20 protein-coding genes are annotated in these 24,338 nt (G+C 39.2%); 8 read left to right on the top strand and 12 right to left on the bottom strand.

What is annotated here, in order from left to right; all coding sequences use genetic code 11:
• Nucleotides 1-155: 155 nt before the first annotated feature.
• The 4 genes from fadR to Q7657_RS19410 all read left to right on the top strand — a co-directional run bounded on the left by fadR (nucleotide 156) and on the right by Q7657_RS19410 (nucleotide 3,315).
• The gene (gene fadR / locus Q7657_RS19425; protein ID WP_053987048.1) at nucleotides 156-1,007 is read left to right on the top strand and encodes a fatty acid metabolism transcriptional regulator FadR; all 852 of its coding nucleotides are present in this window, start codon (nucleotides 156-158) and stop codon (nucleotides 1,005-1,007) included.
• Between the two features lie 192 nt (nucleotides 1,008-1,199).
• On the top strand, nucleotides 1,200-2,069 hold the full coding sequence (locus tag Q7657_RS19420; RefSeq protein WP_258178226.1) for a winged helix-turn-helix domain-containing protein: 870 nt from the start codon (nucleotides 1,200-1,202) through the stop codon (nucleotides 2,067-2,069).
• Entirely contained in the window at nucleotides 2,063-2,551 is a 489-nt protein-coding gene (locus tag Q7657_RS19415) for a hypothetical protein (protein ID WP_107165447.1), read from the top strand. Before Q7657_RS19420 ends, Q7657_RS19415 begins: the two co-directional genes overlap by 7 nt.
• Nucleotides 2,552-2,703: 152 nt before the next feature.
• Nucleotides 2,704-3,315, top strand: coding sequence for a porin family protein (locus tag Q7657_RS19410; RefSeq protein ID WP_107165446.1), 612 nt, complete (start codon nucleotides 2,704-2,706; stop codon nucleotides 3,313-3,315).
• 68 nt (nucleotides 3,316-3,383) lie between these two features.
• Here Q7657_RS19410 and Q7657_RS19405 read toward each other — a convergent pair whose 3' ends face one another.
• The 3 genes from Q7657_RS19405 to Q7657_RS19395 all read right to left on the bottom strand — a co-directional run bounded on the left by Q7657_RS19405 (nucleotide 3,384) and on the right by Q7657_RS19395 (nucleotide 8,241).
• Complete coding sequence (locus Q7657_RS19405; protein WP_053987044.1) at nucleotides 3,384-4,913, bottom strand: SpoVR family protein; 1,530 nt, start codon at nucleotides 4,911-4,913, stop codon at nucleotides 3,384-3,386.
• 93 nt (nucleotides 4,914-5,006) lie between these two features.
• Complete coding sequence (locus tag Q7657_RS19400) at nucleotides 5,007-6,278, bottom strand: YeaH/YhbH family protein (RefSeq protein WP_107165445.1); 1,272 nt, start codon at nucleotides 6,276-6,278, stop codon at nucleotides 5,007-5,009.
• 28 nt (nucleotides 6,279-6,306) lie between these two features.
• The gene (locus tag Q7657_RS19395; RefSeq protein WP_053987042.1) at nucleotides 6,307-8,241 is read right to left on the bottom strand and encodes a PrkA family serine protein kinase; all 1,935 of its coding nucleotides are present in this window, start codon (nucleotides 8,239-8,241) and stop codon (nucleotides 6,307-6,309) included.
• Nucleotides 8,242-8,770: 529 nt separating this feature from the next.
• On the opposite strand from Q7657_RS19395, the gene Q7657_RS19390 reads away from it, so the two are divergent.
• Nucleotides 8,771-9,151 carry a VOC family protein gene (locus Q7657_RS19390; RefSeq protein WP_053987041.1) on the top strand — a complete coding sequence of 127 codons (381 nt, stop codon included), beginning with the start codon at nucleotides 8,771-8,773 and terminating at the stop codon, nucleotides 9,149-9,151.
• Nucleotides 9,152-9,189: 38 nt separating this feature from the next.
• Here Q7657_RS19390 and Q7657_RS19385 read toward each other — a convergent pair whose 3' ends face one another.
• Both Q7657_RS19385 and gap read right to left on the bottom strand, forming a co-directional pair.
• Nucleotides 9,190-10,062 (bottom strand): D-hexose-6-phosphate mutarotase, encoded by an 873-nt coding sequence (locus Q7657_RS19385; RefSeq protein ID WP_107165444.1) that lies wholly within the window; start codon nucleotides 10,060-10,062, stop codon nucleotides 9,190-9,192.
• Nucleotides 10,063-10,384: 322 nt separating this feature from the next.
• Nucleotides 10,385-11,380 (bottom strand): type I glyceraldehyde-3-phosphate dehydrogenase, encoded by a 996-nt coding sequence (gene gap / locus Q7657_RS19380; RefSeq protein ID WP_053987039.1) that lies wholly within the window; start codon nucleotides 11,378-11,380, stop codon nucleotides 10,385-10,387.
• A gap of 334 nt (nucleotides 11,381-11,714) precedes the next feature.
• Between gap and msrB the strand changes: the two genes are divergently transcribed.
• A complete protein-coding gene (msrB, locus tag Q7657_RS19375) occupies nucleotides 11,715-12,101 on the top strand; it encodes a peptide-methionine (R)-S-oxide reductase MsrB (RefSeq protein ID WP_107165443.1) in 387 nt (128 codons plus the stop codon).
• A 142-nt stretch (nucleotides 12,102-12,243) separates the two neighbouring features.
• Here msrB and Q7657_RS19370 read toward each other — a convergent pair whose 3' ends face one another.
• Complete coding sequence (locus Q7657_RS19370) at nucleotides 12,244-13,107, bottom strand: DUF2989 domain-containing protein (RefSeq protein ID WP_498827377.1); 864 nt, start codon at nucleotides 13,105-13,107, stop codon at nucleotides 12,244-12,246.
• A gap of 220 nt (nucleotides 13,108-13,327) precedes the next feature.
• On the opposite strand from Q7657_RS19370, the gene Q7657_RS19365 reads away from it, so the two are divergent.
• Nucleotides 13,328-13,633, top strand: coding sequence for a YeaC family protein (locus tag Q7657_RS19365; protein ID WP_053987037.1), 306 nt, complete (start codon nucleotides 13,328-13,330; stop codon nucleotides 13,631-13,633).
• 1 nt (nucleotide 13,634) lies between these two features.
• On the opposite strand, the gene Q7657_RS19360 is transcribed toward Q7657_RS19365, so the two are convergent.
• From Q7657_RS19360 to sppA, 3 genes are all read right to left on the bottom strand, one after another.
• A complete protein-coding gene (locus tag Q7657_RS19360) occupies nucleotides 13,635-14,315 on the bottom strand; it encodes a glutathione S-transferase family protein (RefSeq protein ID WP_107165441.1) in 681 nt (226 codons plus the stop codon).
• Nucleotides 14,316-14,460: 145 nt separating this feature from the next.
• On the bottom strand, nucleotides 14,461-15,474 hold the full coding sequence (gene ansA / locus Q7657_RS19355; RefSeq protein WP_107165440.1) for an asparaginase: 1,014 nt from the start codon (nucleotides 15,472-15,474) through the stop codon (nucleotides 14,461-14,463).
• Between the two features lie 223 nt (nucleotides 15,475-15,697).
• Nucleotides 15,698-17,545 carry a signal peptide peptidase SppA gene (sppA, locus tag Q7657_RS19350; RefSeq protein ID WP_107165439.1) on the bottom strand — a complete coding sequence of 616 codons (1,848 nt, stop codon included), beginning with the start codon at nucleotides 17,543-17,545 and terminating at the stop codon, nucleotides 15,698-15,700.
• Nucleotides 17,546-17,780: 235 nt separating this feature from the next.
• Here sppA and Q7657_RS19345 point away from each other — a divergent pair, with 235 nt between their 5' ends.
• The gene (locus Q7657_RS19345) at nucleotides 17,781-19,793 is read left to right on the top strand and encodes an NADPH-dependent 2,4-dienoyl-CoA reductase (protein WP_107165438.1); all 2,013 of its coding nucleotides are present in this window, start codon (nucleotides 17,781-17,783) and stop codon (nucleotides 19,791-19,793) included.
• A gap of 66 nt (nucleotides 19,794-19,859) precedes the next feature.
• On the opposite strand, the gene Q7657_RS19340 is transcribed toward Q7657_RS19345, so the two are convergent.
• The 3 genes from Q7657_RS19340 to Q7657_RS19330 all read right to left on the bottom strand — a co-directional run bounded on the left by Q7657_RS19340 (nucleotide 19,860) and on the right by Q7657_RS19330 (nucleotide 24,083).
• The gene (locus Q7657_RS19340; RefSeq protein WP_107165437.1) at nucleotides 19,860-22,016 is read right to left on the bottom strand and encodes a YjbH domain-containing protein; all 2,157 of its coding nucleotides are present in this window, start codon (nucleotides 22,014-22,016) and stop codon (nucleotides 19,860-19,862) included.
• Nucleotides 22,017-22,107: 91 nt separating this feature from the next.
• Nucleotides 22,108-23,052 (bottom strand): excinuclease ATPase subunit, encoded by a 945-nt coding sequence (locus Q7657_RS19335; protein ID WP_498827376.1) that lies wholly within the window; start codon nucleotides 23,050-23,052, stop codon nucleotides 22,108-22,110.
• 50 nt (nucleotides 23,053-23,102) lie between these two features.
• Entirely contained in the window at nucleotides 23,103-24,083 is a 981-nt protein-coding gene (locus Q7657_RS19330; RefSeq protein ID WP_107165435.1) for an OmpA family protein, read from the bottom strand.
• Nucleotides 24,084-24,338 lie beyond the last annotated feature (255 nt).

Here is a 24,338-nt window from a genome sequence, read left to right as displayed (position 1 = left end):
GATTTTAAGTGATAGACTTAACAATATTGTTGTATTTTTAAACACCTCTTTCATGTTCATGTCAGAGTTGGTTGCGAGGTTTCTACTATTAGATAACTAGTGGTATGATGAGTGCCAATACGAGAAATACACGAAGCGAACTGGATTTTACTTAGATGGTTATTAAGGCAGATAGCCCAGCGACATTTGCTGAGAAATATATAATTGAAAGTATCTGGAATAATCACTTTCCTCAGGGATCAATTCTTCCAGCGGAACGAGAACTTTCAGAGTTAATTGGAGTAACTCGCACCACCTTACGTGAAGTTTTACAACGTTTGGCTCGTGATGGATGGTTAACAATCCAACATGGTAAACCAACACGTGTGAATAACTACATGGATACGTCTGGTTTAAATATTCTAGATACCTTAGTGACATTAGATGGACAGGATGTTCAACGAGTATTAGCAGATTTATTGGCAGCTCGAACTGATATCAGTAGTGTGTTTATGCGTTATGCCGTGAAGGGTAATGCTGAAGAATCCAGTCAATTGATCCAACATGTGATTGAGTCAGTTGAAAGATTGCGTGAGTCTGCAAGCTTTGCTGAGTTTATAGAAAACAGCGAAGATAAAGCAGAATTACAACAAGAAGTTAAAAAGATCGTTGATAAATACGGTAAAGACGATCCTCAACTATGTGAGGAAATCTGTCTAGCGCGTGCATTTAACTATTACGACTACCGTTTATTCCAAGGCATGGCAGGTAAATCGGGTAACACACTTTACGTATTAACGTTTAATGGCTTACGTAAGATTTATACCCGTGTTGGCGGCTATTACTTCATGAAGCCAGAAGCATGTGAATTAGCATTGCAGTTCTACCGTGATTTAAAAGCCATGTGTGATGGGCATAAGCCAGAGTTGGTTGCTGATCGTATTCGTCTATATGGTCGTGAAAGTGGCGCAATTTGGTACAGTCATCGTGTAGAGATATCTAAGTACATGTATGAAGAAGAGCAGTAATGCTTTTTGAATATTGAGAAAAAGCCGAGTGTTTATCACTCGGCTTTTTTATTGTTTTCTAGCTCAATTGTTGCTTTTCTCAACACTTAAAAGGTAAAGAAGGTTATTGATAATGAAAACTAATACAAAAGTTGATTGTGTTGATGGCATCAATAATAATTAGACCATAATTATGTTAACAAAATGGTCATTATGACAAGCAGTGAAGTGTACAGAATTGGTCCTATTACTTACGACAGTTCCACACGAACTCTGACTCATGACAATGGACAAACAGAATACTTCACACCACGGGTGAATGATGTATTTTTATTGTTGCTCGAACACCAAGGAACTTGTGTAGAAAAAGAGTTTTTATTATCTCAATGTTGGGGAGAGGCGATTGTTTCAGAACAAGCACTCACCAATGTCATCTCTAAGCTTAGAAAAGTATTAGCCAAGCATGCTTTAGAAGCGATTACGATCATAACGGTGAGTAAATCAGGTTACTTACTGGATGTAAAAGTGGATGACAGTTTTGTTGTGCTAGAAGATAACAAGCCAGCAAAACAACAAAAATCTCAAACGATAGAACCTTCCTTTGTATCTGATGATGTTATTACTAAAGTTCATGAAGGCGATGTAAATCAATCAGTAAAACTTAACTTTTTAAGTAGGAAAAGCGTTTTATATATATTAATAATACTTATTAGTATGATGTCATTTTTACTTTATTATATGAATAATATAATAAATACTACTCCATATTTTATTGATACTAAAAATTATCAGAATCAAATCAATATTGGTTCAAATAAAGTATATTTTAATAATGTAGATAGTTATGGTGTAGATAAAGAACTGTTTATAAAAGATATAAAGAAAGGCATATCCTCGGTTTGTAATTCAAAGATATATGCTCAGTTTTACTATAATACACGAATAGCGAATAATAGTGCAGTTGTTGTTTTTATTATGAGCCCAAATGATCGTACGTTTAATTTTAGAATGTCAAAATATAAATATAATGACTTCTCTAAAAAATTAAATAGTTACTTAGAGAGTAAAAATATCTCATGTTGAAATATATAAACACGTTACTGATATTTGTTTTGATTGGCTTGGTAGCGAGTACTTTTTATTTAATAACTAATAAAAATGATTTAGTTTCGACGACTTGGGTATGCGATCAAAGAAAATCGGGGTTTATTAATAAATCCTTTACTCAATATAGCCATATTTCTGAGAGCATGATCTTAACGTTTAGCTCTAAAAGTAGCTTCTTGATTAATGAGTTTATTCAAGTAAAAGAAGGTAATAATGAAGCTAAATTAATGGAGCTTTATTATGATGGTGATTATATACAAACAAGAGACCATTTAACCTTAAACTTTAATCGTGTTCAGATACAGAAGAAGCATGATAATGAAATTTTAAATCAAGCTTATAAAGACTATGAGGGATATAGCATACTGTATCGATATAAAAGGATTGGAAAGCGTTTATATTTTTACACAGACAGCAAAAATGAAGCGTTTGACATGGTTTGTTATACTGATAAATAAGTATTATAAATGTATTTAACATTTTGATTGTAAATGTTTTTTATGTTTATTTATTTTTGGTGTGGTTAAGGTTTGGTTTTCGTTTGTTTTTTTTGTGAGTTTTTCAATAAGCTGAGCACCTCTTTTGTAAAGCAGTTTAAAAAGTAAAACACATGAAAAAATTATTATTAGCTACTTTGGTTTGTTCATTATCATCAACATATGCAGTAGCATCTGAAAACACGACTAACTCTAATAAATATCAAGGTTTCTATGTTGGTGCTGGTGTTGGTACAACCGATTTCCATGATGATTTTGAGAGCGAATTAAAAAATGACCCGACAACTCATTTATCTTATGATGATGATAGTAAAAGTTATAAGATCATTGCTGGTTATCAATTTAATCGCATTGTTTCTCTAGAAGCTCAATATACTAAATATGGTGATGTAAAGTATTTTTTTAAAAAGGGCTCTTACTCTGAATCAGGAAAGGCACAACACGAGTCATTTAGTATAGCTGCAAACCTTGGTTATACTTTCGATAATGGTCTTCGTCCATTTGCAACAGTTGGTTTGGGAAGCATCTCATTAAAGCAAAACGAATTTAAAGATGATGGTGGCTTAATTCGTTTAGGTGCGGGTTTGGAATATCAAGTGAAACAAGTGCCAGGGTTAGGTATTCGTGTTGCCTATGAAGCTGACTTTTATACATTAGAAACAGCCGTTAAAGATTATGATCAAACTATTGGTTCTTGGTATTTAGGTACAACATACAAATTTTAAATATAAATAGATAAATTATAAAAATGCCACTGTTATTACAGTGGCATTTTTTTATTGATAAGAGGTAATTAAATATCAGTATTATATTGGGTCTTGATAGGGCAAGTGGCAATAATTTGTGTTCTACCATCCGGTAATTCTTCTTCTAGTGTGACATCAAATCCCCATAATCGGTGCAAATGTTTGATCACTTCTTTATGGCTATCAGCGAGTGGAATACGGTTATGTGGAATATAGCGTAGAGTTAATGATCTATCTCCTCGTAAAGCCACATTCCAGACTTGGATATTTGGCTCGTTATTACTTAAATTATATTGAGATGATAATTTCTCTCTGATTGCGCGGTAGCCTTCCTCGTTATGGATAGCACTGACTTCAACATAGTTATGACGATCATCATCATTTACCGCAAACAACTTAAAGTCTCGCATGACTTTCGGTGAAAGAAATTGGCTAATAAAGCTTTCATCTTTAAAGTTCTCCATTGCAAAGTGCAGGGTATCTAACCAATTTGAGCCTGCGATATCAGGGAACCAGTATTTATCTTCTTCTGTCGGCTCTTCACAAATACGTCTGATATCTTGGAACATGGCAAAGCCTAACGCATAAGGGTTGATCCCTGAGTAATACGGGCTGTTGTATTCAGGTTGTGCCACAACATTGGTATGACTGTGGAGAAACTCCATGATGAAACGCTCAGTCACTAATCCTTCATCAAACAAGTGATTTAAGATAGTGTAATGCCAAAATGTTGCCCAGCCTTCATTCATCACTTGGGTTTGTTTTTGTGGATAAAAATATTGGCTTATTTTTCGCACTATACGCACAAGCTCGCGTTGCCATGGCTCAAGTAAAGGCGCATGTTTTTCAAAGAAATAGAGAATATTTTCCTGAGGTTCTGATGGAAAACGTTCTTCTTCGATAACGGTTTCTTTTTCTGTTTGTGTCGGAATGGTTCGCCATAGCGCATTAACTTGTGATTGTAAGTAATCTTCACGGGCTTTTTGACGCGCCTTTTCTTCAACTAAAGAGATTTTTTGTGGGCGTTTATAGCGATCAACCCCATAGTTCATTAATGCGTGACAGGAATCGAGTAGTTTTTCTACATCATCGACACCGTATTTTTCTTCACATTCCGTAATGTATTTTCGAGCAAAGAGTAGGTAATCAATAATGGAGCTTGCATCGGTCCATGTTTTAAATAAGTAATTGCCCTTAAAGAATGAGTTATGTCCATAACAAGCATGAGCCATCACTAATGCTTGCATCGTAATGGTATTTTCTTCCATTAGATAGGCAATACAGGGATTTGAATTAATGACTATTTCATAGGCGAGCCCCATTTGCCCATGTTTGTAGCCACGTTCAGTTTCAATGAAGCGTTTACCAAAAGACCAATGATGGTAATTAATTGGCATACCAATACTGGAATAGGCATCCATCATTTGTTCGGCAGTGATTATTTCGATTTGATTGGGATAGGCATCAAGACGATAGTGTTCAGCAACTCGCTTAATTTCAACGTGGTATTGTTCTAATAAGTCAAACGTCCAATCCGGCCCATCGCTGAGTGGTTTTGTTTTTGTATTAGTATTCATTACTTTGATCCCCTTTAAGCGCGTTGATACCGGCCAGAAGAGTAGCGGTATTGTTATTAATACCGCTAACTATCTTGTAGTGAATTGATATTCTTAACTCACTTGTTTTTTAAATAGCTCTCTAAATACTGGGAAAATATCATCCACTGTCCGTATGTTTTGCATCGCAAAGTTGTCATGGCTATTTTGTAGTGCTTCATATTCTCGCCACAACGTTTGGTGTGCTCGTCGTGTAATTTCGATATAAGAATAGTAACGAGATAGCGGCAAGATATGTTTATCAAGTAACTCTCGACAACCAGGTGAATCATCTGCCCAATTATCACCATCTGAAGCTTGAGCGGCATAGATGTTCCACTCTTCAGGGCGATAACGATTTTTCACAATGTCATCCATCATGCGAAGTGCACTAGAAACAATGGTTCCTCCCGTCTCTTGAGAGTAGAAAAATTCGTGCTCATCGACTTCTTTCGCTTGGGTATGATGGCGGATAAACACCACATCAACATTTTTATAAGTTCGGTTTAAAAACAAATAAAGTAAAATGTAAAAGCGTTTTGCGATGTCTTTAGTGGCTTGATCCATCGAGCCAGAGACATCCATTAAACAGAACATCACAGCTTGGCTTGATGGTTGCGGACGACGTTCATAGTTTTTATAACGAAGATCAAAAGTATCAATAAACGGGGTGCGATTGATCTTTTGACGTAATACTTCAATTTCTTGCTTTATTCTTTCTTCTTCAAACGGTTGTGCGGGTTCAGTATTAAATAATAGGTTTAGTGCTTGTTCTAGCTCTTGCAGTTTACGTCGTTTTCCTGCAGTCATTGCTGTTCGTCTAGCGAGTGAATTCTGTAGCGTTTTCACTATCGCAATATTGGCCGGAACCCCTTGTGATTTATAACCAGAGCGAAAAGTTTTCCATTCAACAATTTTGTTCATTTGATTCTTTTGAAGATTCGGTAACTCTAAATCTTCAAATAACAGATCAAGGTATTCATCTTTCGAAATTTGGAAAACAAACTCATCTTGTCCTTCACCATCAGGGCTGGCTTGTCCTTCTCCTGCGCCACCTTGACCAGCACCACCAGGCGGTCGCTCAATGCGATCGCCTGGGGTAAATTGGTCATTGCCAGGGTGAACAACATCGCGTTGTCCACCTTTGCCTTGGTGAAAGCTAGGTTCACGAATATCACGGGATGGGATCGTAATATCTTCACCGCTATCGACGTCAGTGATAGAACGCTTATTCACAGCATCTGCGATAGATTCTTTGATCTGCTGCTTATGGCGACGTAAAAAGCGTTGGCGATTCACCGTACTTTTATTTTTACCATTGAGTCTGCGGTCAATAAAATGTGCCATAGCTCCCCCTTATCTTATTTCTGCTGGCTTACGACGATTTACGTACGCGTAAATACCATTCAGACAATAAACGTACTTGCTTGCGGGTATAGCCTTTTTCCATCATACGAGCGACAAAATCATCATGTTTCTTCTGCTCATCAGTGGAGGTTTTGGCGTTGAATGAAATCACTGGCAGTAGCTCTTCTGTGTTGGAGAACATTTTCTTCTCAATCACAGTGCGTAGTTTTTCATAGCTAGTCCAATTCGGGTTTTTACCAGCATTGTTTGCACGAGCACGTAAGACGAAATTAACGATTTCATTTCGGAAATCTTTCGGGTTACTGATCCCAGCAGGTTTCTCGATTTTCTCTAGTTCGTTATTCAGTGCGGCGCGATCAAACAATTGACCTGTTTCAGGATCACGGTATTCCTGATCTTGGATCCAGAAATCGGCATAACTCACGTAGCGATCAAAGATGTTTTGACCGTATTCAGAGTAAGATTCGAGATAAGCGGTTTGGATTTCTTTACCAATGAATTCCACATATTTCGGTGTCAAGAAGCCTTTCAAATGTTCGAGGTACTTCTCGGCAACATCTTGCGGGAATTGCTCACGTTCGATTTGTTGCTCTAGGACATAGAATAAATGTACTGGGTTAGCCGCAACTTCTGAGTGATCGAAATTAAATACACGAGATAATATTTTGAATGCAAAACGAGTTGAAAGCCCGTTCATACCTTCATCAACGCCAGCGTAATCACGGTACTCTTGGTATGATTTCGCTTTAGGATCAGTATCTTTTAAGGTTTCACCATCATATACCCGCATTTTTGAGTAAACGCTTGAGTTTTCAGGCTCTTTTAAGCGTGATAGTACTGAGAAACGGGCAAGAATATCGAGTGTACTTGGTGAACATGGTGCGGCAGAAAGCTCACTGTTCTGGAGTAGTTTCTCGTAAATTTTAATTTCTTCAGAAACACGTAAACAGTAAGGGACTTTGACGATATATACTCGGTCTAAAAATGCCTCATTGGTTTTGTTATTTCTGAAGCTTTGCCATTCTGATTCATTGGAGTGAGCGAGGATCATACCATCGAAAGGCAGTGCGGACAGTCCTTCAGTACCGTTATAGTTACCTTCCTGTGTAGCCGTTAATAGTGGATGTAGCACTTTTAATGGTGCTTTAAACATCTCTACAAACTCCATTAAGCCTTGGTTTGCTTTACACAACGCCCCAGAGTAACTGTAAGCATCAGGATCGTCTTGCGAGTAATGCTCTAGTTTTCGGATATCGACTTTACCAACCAGTGATGAAATATCTTGGTTGTTTTCATCACCGGGTTCAGTTTTAGCTATCCCGACTTGATCAAGGATAGATGGACGAACTTTTACAACTTTAAACTGGGTGATATCGCCACCAAACTCATGAAGACGTTTTGCTGCCCAAGGTGACATGATGGTATTAAGGTAGCGTGTTGGAATATTGTATTCACTGGAAAGCAATTCACCGTCTTCATTCTTATCGAATAAGCAGAAAGGGTGATCATTTACAGGACTACGCTCTCCGTTCGCAGTCAAAATATAGATAGGTACTTTTTGCATTAAGCTTTTGAGCTTTTCTGCTAATGACGATTTACCGCCACCAACCGGGCCAAGTAAATAAAGGATCTGTTTACGCTCTTCAAGCCCTTGTGCTGCATGTTTTAGGTATGACACGATTTGTTCTATAGCATCTTCCATACCATAGAAATCTTCGAAGGTTTTATAGCGCGAGATGACACGATTAGAGAAGAGACGGCTAAGATGTGGATCTTGCGCAGTATCGATCATTTCTGGTTCACCGATAGCCATTAAGAGACGCTCTGCGGCGTTCACGTAGGCACTGCGATCGTGACGACAGATCTCAAGGAATTCTTGTAATGAAAGTTCTTCGTCCTTGGATTCTTCGTAGCGTTGACGATAGTGGTCAAAAATACTCATGGTATGCCCCCTGAATCGTTCTTTGATCATTTAGACAGGACGAAAATCAACCTCTTTTACATCCCTTATTGTAAGCCTAGACCGAACTAATCAATTTGCCGTACTGAGTTAATGATTTCTAAATAAAAAATACCAAGCAAAAGCCGTGATTAAACGGTTATTTTTTAAGCTTGCATCTTTCACTATCCTCTTATGAGTTAGGTTTCGCAAGGGGTTTGTGAATAAATTGTAAATCTTTTCGTTGGTAAATTGATTGGGTCTGCTAAAAATACGAAGAAAAAGTCAGAATGCTGATGAATTATTTTTTTATAGTTAAAAAAATTACATTACTTTATTTATCTAACTTATTCTCTCGATTATTTCTTTGTTTATGGTTTTATTTGTCTTTTTTGAAAATATCGCGATTTGAGAACCATTATTGAGAAAAAATTTGTGGTTTTGAGTCATGCCGTTTTTTTTTGAGCGAAATTTCTAGACTGTCATAAGCTGAAATAAGGTCATTATCAAAATTGGATAGGTAGGTGCTTCCATGACAATTTCGCGTGTCGATACTGTTTCGATTCCGGTATCAGATCAAAACCAAGCCTTGAAGTTTTATCGTGATGCACTTGGGTTTGAGTTGATCCGTGATCATAGTACGAACAATCACAAACGTTGGTTGCAGTTAGCGCCAAGAGGTGCAGAAACAACGATCAGCTTAGTGATGCCATTTGGGGGGATGGAAGCAGGAACAGTACAAGGATTAGTTGTTCAGACTGATGATATTCAATCAACTTATAATGAGCTAAAACAAAGAGGGGTGTTATTGTCGAGTATTGTTAATTTAGTGGGGGGAAAATTTGCCACTTTTAACGATCCTGATGGCAATGGCTGGGTATTAATTGAAGCAACAGCAAAAATGTATGCATAAGCCACGAGCTCAACAGTAACTCGTGGCTTAAGAAGTGATTACTTGGTAGCTACTGTAGTCGCTAATGTATGCGACTGACCTGGTGCTAGTTCAATACTCGGCGTATGGATAGTAGATTCCACACAAACCATGGTTTCAAAACTGTTATCTGCCATATCAGCCATGTTGATTGATAACTCTTGCCACGGATTCCAAATCACAGCAGCATTGTTACCTTCATTAGTCACTAAAATATTACGTTGATTGTTTTTATCATTAATCGTAATGGTTGCTTCTGGTTGGTTGTATACGCGATCGGTTTCACCAGAGAATGTCAGTACATCATCACCATTACATGCTTTTCCTTGCTGGGTGCTATCAAGGTAGCTTGGTCCCATTCCTGTAATTTCTACATTGTTAATGTCAGCAATATCAAAGTAGGTGTGAAGAGCACCACTGTAAGACCAAGGTTGGCTATCTGTGTTGGTTGACGTTAGGCTTACTTTCAGTTCTCGACCGATTTCAAAGGTTAGCACGTTGTTGAACTTATATGGCCAAATTGCACGTGTATCGTCATTATCTTCAAGTTGTAGACTTACAATTACACCATGTTCATTTTCACGATGTTCAAGTAGTGTCCATTGAGATGTACGCGCGAAGCCATGAGATGGTGTACCTGCTTGACCAAACCAAGGCCAGCAAACAGGAATCCCCCCACGGATCGCTTTGGCTGGATCAAAGATAGCGTTTTCACTTAACCAAATAAGATCTTTTTCATCGGTAGGCTTAAACCAAATTAAGTGGCCGCCATGAAGTGAAATACCAGCTTCTGCTAGTGGGTGAATAACACGAATAATATTAATCCCTTGGTATTCACAGACCGTGACATGATCAGCCAATGCGTTAACAGTAGAAAGTTGACGTAAATTCATCTTCGTTCCTTAAATGTTTAAAATTCAAAGTGCCTATTCGTTTAGCTATGGTGATTGGAAGATAAAAGGATAGGTACTTATTTTTATTTCTAAAATATCAAAAGGTATGAAAACTTATTTGTTAAAGTTGTGAAGATTTACCAAGAAGAGCATTTAAACTGTTACTATCATACGCTTTTTGTTGTTTAGCGCATCTAAATTAACTCGATGATTGGCATCGAAATTTTCTTAAACTTAAATACAGTGTTTTAGATACAAAAAAGGCGCCGCTTAATGCGTCGCCTTTTTATTGGCTTTCAAAGAAAGCTAGCTAATGCTTACATTACTTAGAGATGTGAGCGATTAGGTCTAGAACTTTGTTTGAGTAACCGATTTCGTTGTCGTACCAAGATACAACTTTAACGAAGTTATCAGTTAGAGCGATACCAGCTTTAGCATCGAATACTGAAGTTTGAGTTTCGCCGATGAAGTCTTGAGAAACAACTTGATCTTCAGTGTAACCTAGAACGCCTTTTAGTTCGCCTTCAGAAGCTTCTTTCATTGCTGCACAGATAGCTTCGTAAGATGCGCCGTTCTTAAGGTTAACAGTTAGGTCAACTACAGAAACGTTAGCAGTTGGTACGCGGAAAGCCATACCAGTTAGTTTGCCGTTTAGCTCAGGAAGAACAACACCTACAGCTTTAGCTGCACCAGTTGATGATGGGATGATGTTCTGAGAAGCACCACGACCGCCACGCCAGTCTTTAGCAGAAGGACCGTCAACAGTCTTCTGAGTAGCTGTAGTTGCGTGAACTGTAGTCATAAGACCAGATTCGATACCGAACTTGTCGTTAAGAACTTTAGCGATAGGCGCTAGACAGTTAGTAGTACAAGAAGCGTTAGAAACGATGTCTTGACCAGCGTAAGTGTCTTGGTTAACACCCATTACGAACATTGGAGTTGCGTCTTTTGAAGGACCAGTAAGAACAACTTTCTTAGCACCAGCAGTGATGTGCTTACGAGCAGTCTCGTCAGTTAGGAAAAGACCAGTTGCTTCAGCTACAACGTCAACGTTGATTGCATCCCACTTAAGATCTTCTGGGTTACGCTCAGCAGTTACGCGAACAGTTTTACCGTTAACGATTAGGTTACCGCCTTCAACTTCAACAGTACCGTTGAAACGGCCGTGAGTTGAATCGTACTTAAGCATGTATGCCATGTAGTCAACATCGATAAGGTCGTTGATACCAACAACTTCAATGTCGTTGCGCTCTTGCGCTGCACGGAAAACAAAACGACCGATACGGCCGAAACCGTTAATACCTACTTTAATTGTCATTACAGTTGCTCCACAACTTAATTTCTAATGAAAGATAACTGGTAGTAAAATTACATAATCCTACGTGACCCTGCAAGCAAAAAAATCGTTTAAATTGCTTAAAGTCAAAAAAAAGATCGGATTTTATTTACATTTCGACTACAACGACGGTAAATCATACAAATGTTGTTTAATTTAACACCGCTATAAATTCTCATACTTAATACTGCCGAGAATTACATTAGACCGTTTTTTTAAAACTGTGAAATTTTAAAGTGGTGTTATGTGTTACAGTCTCTATAAATAAAAAATATATTTTGCAAAATAATATTGAGGGAAAGAAGGAAAGGGTGCCATGAAAAATAAATCTGACGCATACTGGCAAGAGAAATTATCAGCAGAGGCTTATCAGGTCTGTCGGCAGCAAGCAACCGAACCTCCTTTTAGTGGCACACTCCTTCATAATCATAAAACGGGTATTTATTCATGTGTCTGTTGTGATACCCCGTTGTTCTCTTCGGCTAATAAATATGACTCAGGCTGTGGTTGGCCTAGTTTTGATGCACCTATCAATGATGATTGCATTACTTACCTTGAAGATAATAGCCATGGTATGAATCGCATAGAAATTCGCTGTAAGCATTGTGATAGTCATTTGGGGCATGTTTTTACGGACGGACCAAAAACAACAGGGGAGCGTTACTGCGTTAACTCTGTTTCTTTGATTTTTGCTGATCAATAAAACGTATGAGTGACGGTAATATATAAAGGTTTGCTGTCACTAAAATAAATGTGTGGTTTTTACTTTAATATATTAAATAAATTTAATAGTTAACTGTTATATTTTATTAATTATAAGATTATTTGATTTTTACAATTAATTTTTAATTGACCATATTTTGCTTGTAATTACCATTTCTTAAATTTTCCATAATATGTGCAGCTTTTTTATTTAATCTATTCTGTTCATCTTCTGTTAATGAAAATAAGTTAGCGACTTTTTGGGATTTTGCGACAGGCATATTCATGTCATTAGCTATTAATACCCAAATATAGGCTTCTTGTAGTTTTTCTTTCTGTTGAGATAAGGTTGCGAGTGACTTAATAATTTCCTGGTTCACGACTTCGTTTTTCTTATACAAAGAAAGTGCATGGTGCAGGAGTTGATAAGTTTTATCTTTATCTTTGCTGATGTAGTAGCTAGCTAGAGCAAGCTGTAGGTTAGGTGTTTCTAGTTCAGGTTTTCCTTCAAGGCTGAGAAATTGAGCTTGTGCATTCATATCACCTTGGCTCCAGCGATAGTAAATGATTTCAGGATCATTGGAGGAAGCAAGCTCGTTGTTTAATCGAGTGACATTGTTGTAGCTGTCATAGAGTGCATTCATACGAATGGTTTTACGCTCTTTGAGTTCTGTTGGCTCGATACGTGCAGCGTACTCTAAGCAGAAAATGTAATTTTGCGTATCTTTTAACTCTTTAAATTTTTCTTGAACGGTAGGATTTTTAAGCACATCGTACCGTTGCCAGATCAGTGCTGTGCGTTGGATCCTGCATTGACCATCATTGACGTTTAGCTCTGTACAAATATCAGGGTAGCTTTCGCACAGGCTATCTGTGGTTCGGTGTCTTTCAAAACAACCGGATAGTAATAGACCCACACTGAGCCCGGTAAGCATTTTGAACGTGAGAGGTAACCCTTTGGGCATTACTCTGTTTCGACGTTGAGTACTGAATAAAGAATGCGTCATAAGTGATCCAATCCATGGGTTACTTGTAGTAGTAAATAGTAACTGTGTATTTTGTTGTTATCGACGATCGCTCGTTAATATGTTGAATTTATTTAGATAAAACTATCAAGATGTGATCGTGATTGCAGTTTTACAGTATCGCATTGACTGAGATTACGTGTTTTATAAGCTACAGCAATGTATTGATGTTGTGTGTGGAAGTTAACAGAAGGATGAAATAATGGATGTGTCTAAATTATTGGCAGCAATGACACCAGAAGTCTATGAGCGAATGTCATTTGCTGTAGAAACAGGTAAATGGCCTGATGGTACGCCATTAACTTCGGCTCAGCGAGACTCTGCAATGCAGGCTGTGATGCTGTACCAATCTCGATACAATACGGAAGCGCAGCATATGACGGTTGCTGCTGGTGGAGAAATAAAATTTAAGACCAAAGCTGAGTTCAAACGTGAATTTGCAACAACACAAGGTGATGAATTAGCGCCATCGTCAGATATTGCACGTTTTGAACACGACGATCTGTAAGCTAAACATTGTCACGTTGGTTGGGTAAGATCATCGCTTCACAATAAAAACTTTGTAGTTGATGATCTTCTTCTGCGACAAAGTTTGCAATCCAAGGTTCTTGTTCTATTCGCTGTAAATAGCTATGTAGGATAGGGTAATGAGGTTGTAGCCTTAGCCCTGCCATCCAACCGCACCGGAAAATACTCCATAAGCTAATCTCTGCCATTGAAAAATGATCACCGACATAATCGATTTCGGGTAACTGCTCTTCTAAATAATTTAAGACATTAGGCAGGTGGTGGTGAATGCACTGTTCAACGGCTTCCTCATCACAGGGCTTATCCTGCATTTTTGCCCGTAAAATTTTTTGATAAAACAAAACACCACCAATGAGTGAAGTGAGTCGGGTACTGGCATAGGCCTCAAACCAGCGAATTTGTGCTCGTTGCTTGGCATCTCCAGGGTATAAAGGCGGGACTGGGAATGTATCATCAAGATAATGGGCAATCACGGTTGAATCGATAACGGTTATATCATCATGTTCTAGTACTGGCACTTTCCCCATTGGATGACGTTTATGAGCAAGCTCTTTTTCTAAGAAAGGGTTGAGGGGCTGAAGTTCATAGCGTATCCCTTTGTAATTTAGCGCTAGCATGATTTTTCGAACAAAGGGTGAAATGGATGCACCATGTAAAATCATAATCGTTTCCAACCCATGAACAGTCAATGATATTAGCTGTAAGTGTAGTTCGGTTAGAAAATCTTGGAATAATGGTGTCTTTATTCTGAGAATTGATGGAAATAAAAAAGAGCCGCAACGGCTCTTTTTTATTTAAAAACATGGCTTAATGAGTTAATTCACCACGGAGATCTTGCTGCATTAACGTGCGCATTGTCTCTAACGGTAAATCTTGGCTTAATAAGAAGTGTAATTTCGCTAGAGCGGCTTCTGGTGTCATATCATAACCACTTAATACACCAGCATCTGCCAGCGCACAGCCTGTTGCGTAACCACCCATATTCACTTTACCTGATAGACATTGCGTCAGGTTCATCACAATCACGCCACGATCCGATGCTTCTTTTAATTGCTCTAATAACTCTTTGTTTTGTGGGGCATTACCCACGCCAAAGGTGAGTAAGATCATCGCATTAACGGGTTGACGTAATGTATTACGGATCACTTCTGGTGAGATCCCTGGGTACATGGTGATCACGCCAATAGGTTGAGGCGTAATGTTGTGTACTTTAAATTCACCCTCTGGCTTTTTGTTTAATTCAGTGACGTTATTAACCGTAATGTTAATGCCCGCTTCAAGTAATGGCGGAAGGTTAGGTGAAATAAACGCACCGAAACCATCAGCATGTGCTTTGGTACTGCGGTTACCACGGATCAATTGGTTATTGAAGAATACTGTCACTTCATTAATTGGGTAGTTCGCTGCAATATGGAGTGCATTAAGCAGGTTACTTTGGCCATCAGAGCGAAGTTCAACCAGTGGGATTTGTGAGCCTGTCACAATCACGGGTTTATCTAAATTCTCGAACATAAAAGATAACGCTGACGCTGTGTATGCCATGGTATCAGTACCATGTAGGATCACGAATCCATCATACTTGTCGTAGTTATCTTTAATATCGTCAGCAATGCGTTGCCAATCCGCTGGTGTCATATCCGATGAATCGATTAATGGAGCGTATTCATGAATAGTGAACTCAGGCATTTCTGGGCGATGGAATTCAGGCATGCTCTCTAACTGCTTCTGCATAAAGCCAGCAACAGGAATATATCCATGATCAGATTTTTGCATACCAATGGTGCCGCCAGTGTAGGCGATATAAATATGTTTTCTTTCCATTTTTCAGCACAGAGTTAACGGTTGGTGTGCGCATTATACTCAAACTGCATGAAGATGCGAGTTAACCCTTTTTGGTGGTTTGATTTATTGTTTTGAAATGTGATCTCAGTGAAGTGTGCTTATTTTATTGTTATTTATAGTGTTAATAACTTATAAATGATACGTAAATAAAAAGCCCAACATGAAAGTTGGGCTTTATGAATATCAGTGTTGGACGAGAAAGTTAGTTAACGGTACTGCAGTTTAAACAGAACGCATAACGACCGTTTGGATCGTTAAAGTTACTTAAAGAGGTTAGATCCTTAGCAACTTTTGTCACAGGTGCGAATGCATTCGGGGTATCGCCAAGTACCATTGCAACCACTTGTGCTTTGACTTCACCTGACATTTCTTTAAAGAATTGTTGGATAGGCGATAGTGGCTGTTGCATCCAAACGAGTTGATAATTATCCACTTTCGCTAAAGCGACAGCTTCAGTGATTGCGGTATCAAAATCGCCTAATTCATCAACTAAGCCACGTTCTTTGGCATCTTTACCTGTCCATACACGGCCTTGGGCAATCTTATCTGCTTGCTCCAATGACATATGACGGTATTTACTAACGAGTCCAATAAAGCGTTGATAGCCATTATCGACACCCATTTGGAACACTTTACCGATATCTTCTGGCAGTGCACGAGTGACACCGACACCAGCAAATGGGGTTGTCCCTACGCCATCGCTGTAAACCCCGAGTTTTTCTAAGCTTTTCTCAAATGTGGTGAGAATCGCAAAGATACCAATCGAGCCTGTAATTGTAGTTGGTTGAGCAATGATTTTATCTGCACTTGATGAGATCCAGTAACCGCCAGATGCAGCGACACTCGACATTGATACAACAACCGGTTTTCCGGCTTCTTTTAATGCATCTACTTCATCACGGATCACTTCAGATGCAAATGCGCTACCTCCTGGGCTATCAACACGTAAGATCACCGATTTTACATCTTTATCAAAACGGGCTTTGCGTAGTAATCCCGCAATAGTATCGCCACCTGCAGTGCCTTGACTGCTTTTACCATCAACGATAGCGCCACTTGCAACAACGACGGCGACTTTATTTTTAGACGGTGCTTGATCGTCAACAAGCATTGATAGGTAATCGTAGTAGCTGATTTGTTTGAAGCTATGCTCACCATTGTCACCAAAGGCTTTAATTAGGATTTGGCTCAATTGTGGACGCGTCACTAATTCATCGACCAATCCCATTTTTTTGCTTAATTGGGCAAAGTCACCTTTTACTGCCGTTAATTGCTCAATGAAATTATCCATTTCAGGGGTTAGTGTTGCTGCATCAATATTGCGGTTTTTCGCAACATCAGAAGTATAAGCAGCCCATAATTGATCGAGCCAAACGGTGTTTGCTTCTTTTGCTGCTGCTGACATGCCGTCACGAATGTAGGGCTCAACAAAGGATTTGTAAGTACCAACACGGAATACGTGAGTCGTCACATCTAACTTTTCTAAGAGCGATTTATAGTAAAGAGTATAAGTGCCGTAGCCTGTTAACATCACTCCACCGTCAGGTGACATGAAAATTTTGTCGGCATAACTGGCTAGGTAGTATTGGCTTTGACTGTAGTGACCGCCGTAAGCATAAACGGGTTTGCCAGAGGCTTTGAATTCTTGGATGGCTTTGGCGATATAACGCAGTTTAGTCAAGCTGGTTTCAGGCATGTTTTTCAGGTTTAAAACAAGACCTGTAATTGAACTATCAGTTGCAGCAGTACGAATGGCTTCAACAATATCGAACAGTACATTTTGTTTAACTGGTGGTTGACCCATTACATCACTGACAACGCTATCTAATGGGTTGTCATAATTCTTCTGTTCAACGATTGGACCTGATAAATCAAGTACAAGCGCAGATGCATCAGGTTTATTAACGCTATCATCGTCACTGCTTAGAGCAAAAAAGATCGCTCCGACGATAACTAAGAAAATGAGGTTAAGAACAAACTTGCGGGTGAAATTTATCAGCTTCCAGATCGCTTGGAAAAACGTTCCAATCCCTTTGAATATGGCTTTCATGAATGATCTCTATAGTGATTCTTATGGCATATCCTAGCGCACTCATCTTGTAATTTCAGTACTTTTACCATTACGTCTTTATATCTAAAGGGAAACCTTAATAAATTGGGGTGATAATAAGGTCGATAAATCATAAGAAATGTGATGTTGTTAATTTTATGTAAACAAATGTTTGAAATGGTGGTGTGAGATTAATATACTGGTCAGACCATAATAATAAAGAGAAGCAAAAGCCATGGACAATAAAGCATATCCTCATTTGTTAGCGCCATTGGATCTTGGTTTCACTACCCTACGAAATCGTGTGTTAATGGGCTCAATGCATACTGGGCTAGAAGAATCACGGGACGGTTTTAAAAAGTTAGCTGCTTTTTATGCTGCTCGCGCTCGTGGTGGGGTTGGGCTAATTGTAACAGGCGGTTTCTCTCCTAATTTTCGTGGCAGGCTTCATCCTTTCAGTGCGGAATTTAGCTCATCGCGTGCAGCACGTGCACATAAAACCATTACCGATGCTGTTCATCAAGAAGGTGGAAAAATAGCCCTGCAATTGCTTCATGCTGGGCGTTATGCAATGTCTCCTTTTGCGGTAAGTGCATCAGCTATTCGCTCGCCAATTTCTAAGTTTACGCCAAGCAAAATGTCAGAGCGTCAAATACTGAAAACCATCGATGCATTTGCGAAAAGTGCTGAGCTTGCACGAGAAGCGGGCTACGATGGCGTCGAGCTAATGGGATCTGAGGGTTATTTAATTAATCAGTTTATCTGTAAACGTTCTAATTGCCGCTATGATGACTGGGGCGGAAGTTACGAAAACCGTATTCGTTTCCCGCTTGAAATTGTAAAAGCGGTACGCGCACGAGTTGGGAGTGATTTTATTATTATCTTCCGCCTTTCTATGCTTGATTTAGTCGAGCAAGGCAGTACCCATGAAGAAGTAGTGATGTTAGCAAAAGCACTTGAAAAAGCGGGTGTTACTATTTTAAACACTGGTATTGGCTGGCATGAAGCACGTATCCCAACCATTGCAACGCAAGTACCGAGAGCAGCGTTTGCATGGGTAACAGAAAAGCTTAAAAAAGAAGTCTCTATTCCGTTAGTGACGTGTAATCGCATCAATACTCCACAAGTAGCTGAAGATATTCTCTCGTCAGGTCAAGCTGATATGGTATCGATGGCAAGGCCGTTTCTTGCCGATCCTGAATTTGTAAATAAAGCAGAGCAAGATCGTGCGGATGATATTAATACCTGTATTGGCTGTAATCAGGCGTGTTTAGATCATGCTTTTGTAGGTAAACGTGCCAGTTGCTTAGTAAATCCTCAAGCCTGCTATGAGACCGAACTGGTATTAACACCAACAGCGCATAATCGAAAAGTGGCGATTGTTGGAGCAGGTCCTGCCGGTATGGCATGTGCAGTCGCTGCTGCTGAGAGGGGATTTAGTGTCGATCTGTTTGAGAAAAATGATCACGTAGGCGGACAATTTAATTTAGCGATGCAAATTCCGGGTAAAGAAGAGTTTAAAGAAACCATTCGCTATTTTACCCGTCGACTTGAACAAACAGGCGTTAATGTAAAGCTTGGGTTTACAGTGACAGAGTTAGATTTAATTAACTATGATGAAGTGATTGTGGCTACGGGTGTAAAACCTCGTATTCCAGCCATACCTGGTGTTGATAATCCAAAGGTTATCGATTATCAAACGTTGATCAGAGATAAAGTTCAACTTGGTAATAAAGTAGCTGTTATTGGTGCTGGTGGCATTGGGGTTGATGTCTCAACCATGTTAACAGAGCCAGAAAATCAAGATTTATCTCAATGGCTTGAAGAGTGGGGGATCGATCAATCCCTTCAAAATGAAGGTGGCTTATTACCTCATGATGATTACATTAGCCCTCGTCAAGTGTGGTTAATGCAGCGCAAACCAGGCAAGGTTGGTAAAGGTCCGGGTAGAACAACGGGCTGGATCCATCGTCGCACTCTTGAAAAACGTGGTGTTGAGTTACTCGGTGGTGTTAGCTACGACAAAATAGATGATGATGGATTACATATTACTGTTGAAGGGCAATCTCGTTTATTACCCGTAGATCATATTGTGCTTTGTACAGGGCAAACATCTGTTGAAGAGTTATCTGAAAAACTTGCAGATCATGGGATCAATGTTCATGTGATTGGTGGCGCCGATGTTGCGGGGGAAGTGGATGCGAAGCGTGTTATTCGCCAAGGCGTAGAATTGGCAGCAAAGCTGTAATTAATCGAATCTGTATGATTGCCGCTAAAAGAAAGGATGAGGTGTTGATACCTCATCCTTTTATTTTTACTCTACTGCCACTTTGACATATTTAATATATGCATTTCTTAAACGTTGAATATTAGCTTTAAAGTAGGCTGGTGATAATCGACCACGGTTTTCATACTGACGAACAATATTGTGTTGTAGGTCCGATGTCGCACCTAATCCGGTATTTAAGTTATTGTGACTTTCACCTACACGGGTTTGCAATGAGTAAACAAACTGATCAATACCACGAACCTGAACATAATCAGGCTTCATATCACGCCAAGGTGTTAGTGGAATAGCGATACTAACAGCGACGAAGTCTTCATATTCACTACTGCCTTTTGCTTTTGACGTAAGGTAGTTAATGCTAAGTTTTGTATCACCTAACCAGTGGTTTGATGTTACACGAGCACCAACATCTCCTTGGAAATATTCACCCGCCTGAATACCAAGTTGCCAGTTGTATTCCGGTAGAGAGTAAGTGTAGTTTGCGATTAAACTTTGCTTATCAGCAATTTTTTTACCACGAGTATCATATTCATCTTTAGGTACAAACTTGCTTGCTTCAAAACCTAGCATGTGTGAGCCTTGCGGTGAGTACCACTGTGTTTCATTAACACCACCCCAGTAGCCACCCATCATGTAGCCACCACTAAATTGAGTAATAATATTTTGTGGTAGTTTGAAGGCTTGATGAACAAGTGCACGATCTAATTTATTCTCAAATGCTTCTTGGTGCCATAAGCCACCTTCGTCAAAATCATCACTATTGGCAATAGGTACCATGTAACGTAGATCAACGGCAGCACCTTGCCATAATGGGGTATAAAGGTTCGCTGCAAGCGCTAAAGAATAATCGAAGAAACCATATTCTGTTGCTGTGCGGTGATTTAATGCTGGCGATAAAATGACTTGGCTACGCCCGAAACCGTTATTCATGGTTTGGTATAACCAGGTCGTTTGGTCAAAGTTTGGTTTAGCACTAATCGTGTTAAAGCTTAATTGATCGCAAGGTACATCTGATTGGATGAACTCACGGTAACATTGGCTCTCAGTGTTAACCGTAAACATCGGAAGGCCATTAGTAAGTAAAATCAATTCAATATTTTGATCTTGAGTATTTGCAACTTTAGCGGTGTCATCAGATTGTTTGATCAATGCCGCCAGATCGCTAAATACGCCTTCACCTGCTTTGCTGGCAATAATACCTAATGCAACACCAACACCATCCATTTGGTTGTGGTTGTAACGACGGTTTTCTAATGCCACCACCATTTTATTATTGCGATAGCCAAGGTTTAAATTAACAAAGCCTTCATTTTTTAAAGCATCAATCAGGTTTGCTAAGCTTGCAGTACTTGATTCGGCTAATTGTTGATTTACCTTTTGGGCTAACTGCTCATTTTTGCTGGTGGCAAGATCAAGAGCTTTATTGTCGTTATAACCCATTAAAGGAACAGAAAAATTAACGCCCCATACATCTTGCTCGCTGCGCTCATGCCCAGTATAAAGCTGGTAATCAAGGCTTAATTGACTTCCCCATGGCAATAAGCCCTGTGGAGTAAACAGTTTGGCATTACTATTAAACTCAGCTGCATCGTATTCTGCCGTTAACTGAATAAATGAAAGTGGTTGCCATTCAGCACCAGCAAAAGGACCATCCATAATGCCATTGGCAAGCACAGAGCTACCATAACCGCCACTTAAACGTAGTGATAATGTGTCAAAGCTTTTATCTGCCACAATGTATTTAGTATCAAAGTTATTGGCAGCACCACCGATATCTTGTGCACCAATAGCAATATTAAAACCTGTTAAGTCATAAATGTATGGTAATTGAAATTTTGCAGAGGCGGATAAATCACGAATTCCACCATCTTTCTCAGTATACAGATTGGTATCGTATGTTTTCGTTACGATACGACCACCGACTTCTAAGTAAGGAAATAAGCCAGTAGCTACAAACCAGTTATCCAACTGGCTGATAGATTGGCGATAGGGCACACCTTGGTGGAAAGAAAGACTAATATCTCCCGTTTTTATCACTTGGGCATTAGGGGTAAACATTAAGCCAGTATAACTTTGGCTTGAAGGAAGAATATCAACAGGTGAAGCGTGAACCTGTGGTGAGGCTAGTGCAGCCAAAACACTTAATGATAATAATGAATGATGCAGAGATGGGAGTGAATTCATGATCGACTTCCGTGTAACAAGATATAAATATCGCACATATAAACAAACAACAAAAGGCACCCGAAGGTGCCTTAGTTTTTTAGGGTAATGATTAGTTACCAGTACCGCCTGATGAACCGTCACCACCACCAGTACCACCACCAGTACCACCAGTTGGAAGGGCATCTGGATCCGCAGGACGATCAGGTATTTTTGCTTCTGTAGGATTCTTGATTGCTTTATCTAAAGCCGGGATTTTTTGAATATCTTCGACAGTTTCAGCGTCTTTTACTGATTTAAATGTCTCTTCATCAGCTAGAATATCTGCTAACTCAACATATACAGGTTTATTATCTTTACTTGTTGGGTAATTTGGATGCTCTTTTAATGTTGTTTCAGCTAGCAATTTAGTTGCTTTGGTTACTTCATCTGTTGATGCATTAGGTTGTGCTGCAAGTGTATCTGCAAGTACATGTGTAGTCGCAATTAACTTACTGTGAATATCAGAAAAGTCAGGGTTAGCCGCAAGTTTCTTCACTGCACCATCAGTATCAGTTAGAAGTTCAGTTACAGAAATACCACAGTCATTAGCAATATCACCTAAACTTAGTGATTCTAGAACCTCTGTTGCAGTTGCCTCATCGTAAGGTTGATCGCCAAGCTTGTTAGCTATAAGCGTTGAAAGAGGTGATGCGGTAGCTGCTTCGCCTTTCTTAAATAACCCTTTAGGCGCCTTTAGCACAAGGTTTGGTAAGAACTTACCATTTGATGTGTCTTGTGGTGTTACTGTACCGTTTGGCTTAAAGGTGAACGAGCATTGTTCTGGAGCGTCTACAAAAGTAGCATCAGTAATTTTTACGAAACCATCGTAATTGGTTAGGCCTGCAACTTTATCACCGTTACCACAGTTATAAATACCTTGAATACCCCAAATAGCACCATCATAAGCTTGTACTGATGCTGATTTAACTTCAGGTGTAACACTGTTGTTATTGTCGCTACCACAACCGGCAAGGATAACGCCAGCAATGATTGTTGATAATAGTTTGATCTTCATATCTATTCCTTATTTATGAAGCGATAAATTTGAATGGATGTGTGAATAAATTATTCAGCAATCACTTGCGTTACAGTTTCAACATCAATAGATGGAGAAATAATATCTACACGGCGGTTTTGTGCGCGACCTTCTTCGGTTTGGTTTGACGCAACAGGATCTGATTCACCGCGACCTTGAGCGATAATGCGTGTTTCACTTACATTCAGGTGTTGACGAAGTGCATCTGCCACAACTTGGGCACGTTTTTCAGAAAGCTTTTGGTTATAAGCTTCAGAACCACGGCTATCGGTATGACCAATAACGTAGATTTGTGCTGCATCTTGATCTTTTAAGCGTTGCTCAAAAGGTGCTAATTTTGCTGCATCACCAGCTGTGATTGTGCTGCTATCAAAAGCAAAAGGAACGGTTAGTTTTAGTTCTTCAAGTGTGGTTACTGTTACTTGATCAACATAAACAGGCTCTGGTGCCACAACAGGAGCTGGTGCTCCCCAGTGATACGCTAGACCAAGACCTGCAAAATGAATATCAGGACCACCTACATCGTTGTAATATTGGTATTCAAGGCGTGTTGACAGGTTTTTATTAATAAAGTATTCAAGGCCTGCACCTGCGGTAGGCGCCCAACCGTTATCACTGTTTTTCACACCAGAACCAATAGCATTCCAGTCGTAGTAAAAAGCACCTGCTTTAGCATAAATATCTAAGCTGTCAGTTGCAGAGAAAGAAAACTTAGTCACAAGATCTGCACCTTGAGCTTCGTAACTTCCTTGTCCGTTATCTAATTTTGCATTACCTAGATGCGTGTAACCTGTTTCTAATGCAAACCAAGGTGTTACTTGGTAACCAGCAAAAATACCGCCTGCAAAATTTGTATCTTGAATTTCAGTCACTGAAGTCACAGCGTCATCCATATTGGTTAGGAAGCTAGCACCAGCGCGAGCACCTACATACCATGGATTATCTGTTGAAGCGTGTACGGAATTAGATACAGCAAGTGCAAGTGGAATCATCAAAAAGATTTTTTTCATTATTGCCACCGTATATAAAAAATAAATAAATGAGATAGGATTTTTAAGTGGCGAGTATATAGTTTGTTGCATATTGTGAGGAATGTATTTTTTTGCTACCAATCGTTTTTTACGCAAAATTGATACATACATCACAGTTAAAAAATGTATGCAACTGGTTGGTAACAAAAAATAAACACATGTTTATTTTGTTACATGTCAATAGCTTATATGTACGGCCATTTATTTGCTTGTAAATGTTGTGACCTGCAACAC

The organism is Candidatus Photobacterium acropomis (genome assembly GCF_030685555.1).
GTDB lineage: Bacteria > Pseudomonadota > Gammaproteobacteria > Enterobacterales > Vibrionaceae > Photobacterium > Photobacterium lucens.
The sequence above is the reverse complement of the archived record's forward strand: the minus strand, read 5'-3'. Positions and strand labels throughout refer to the sequence as shown.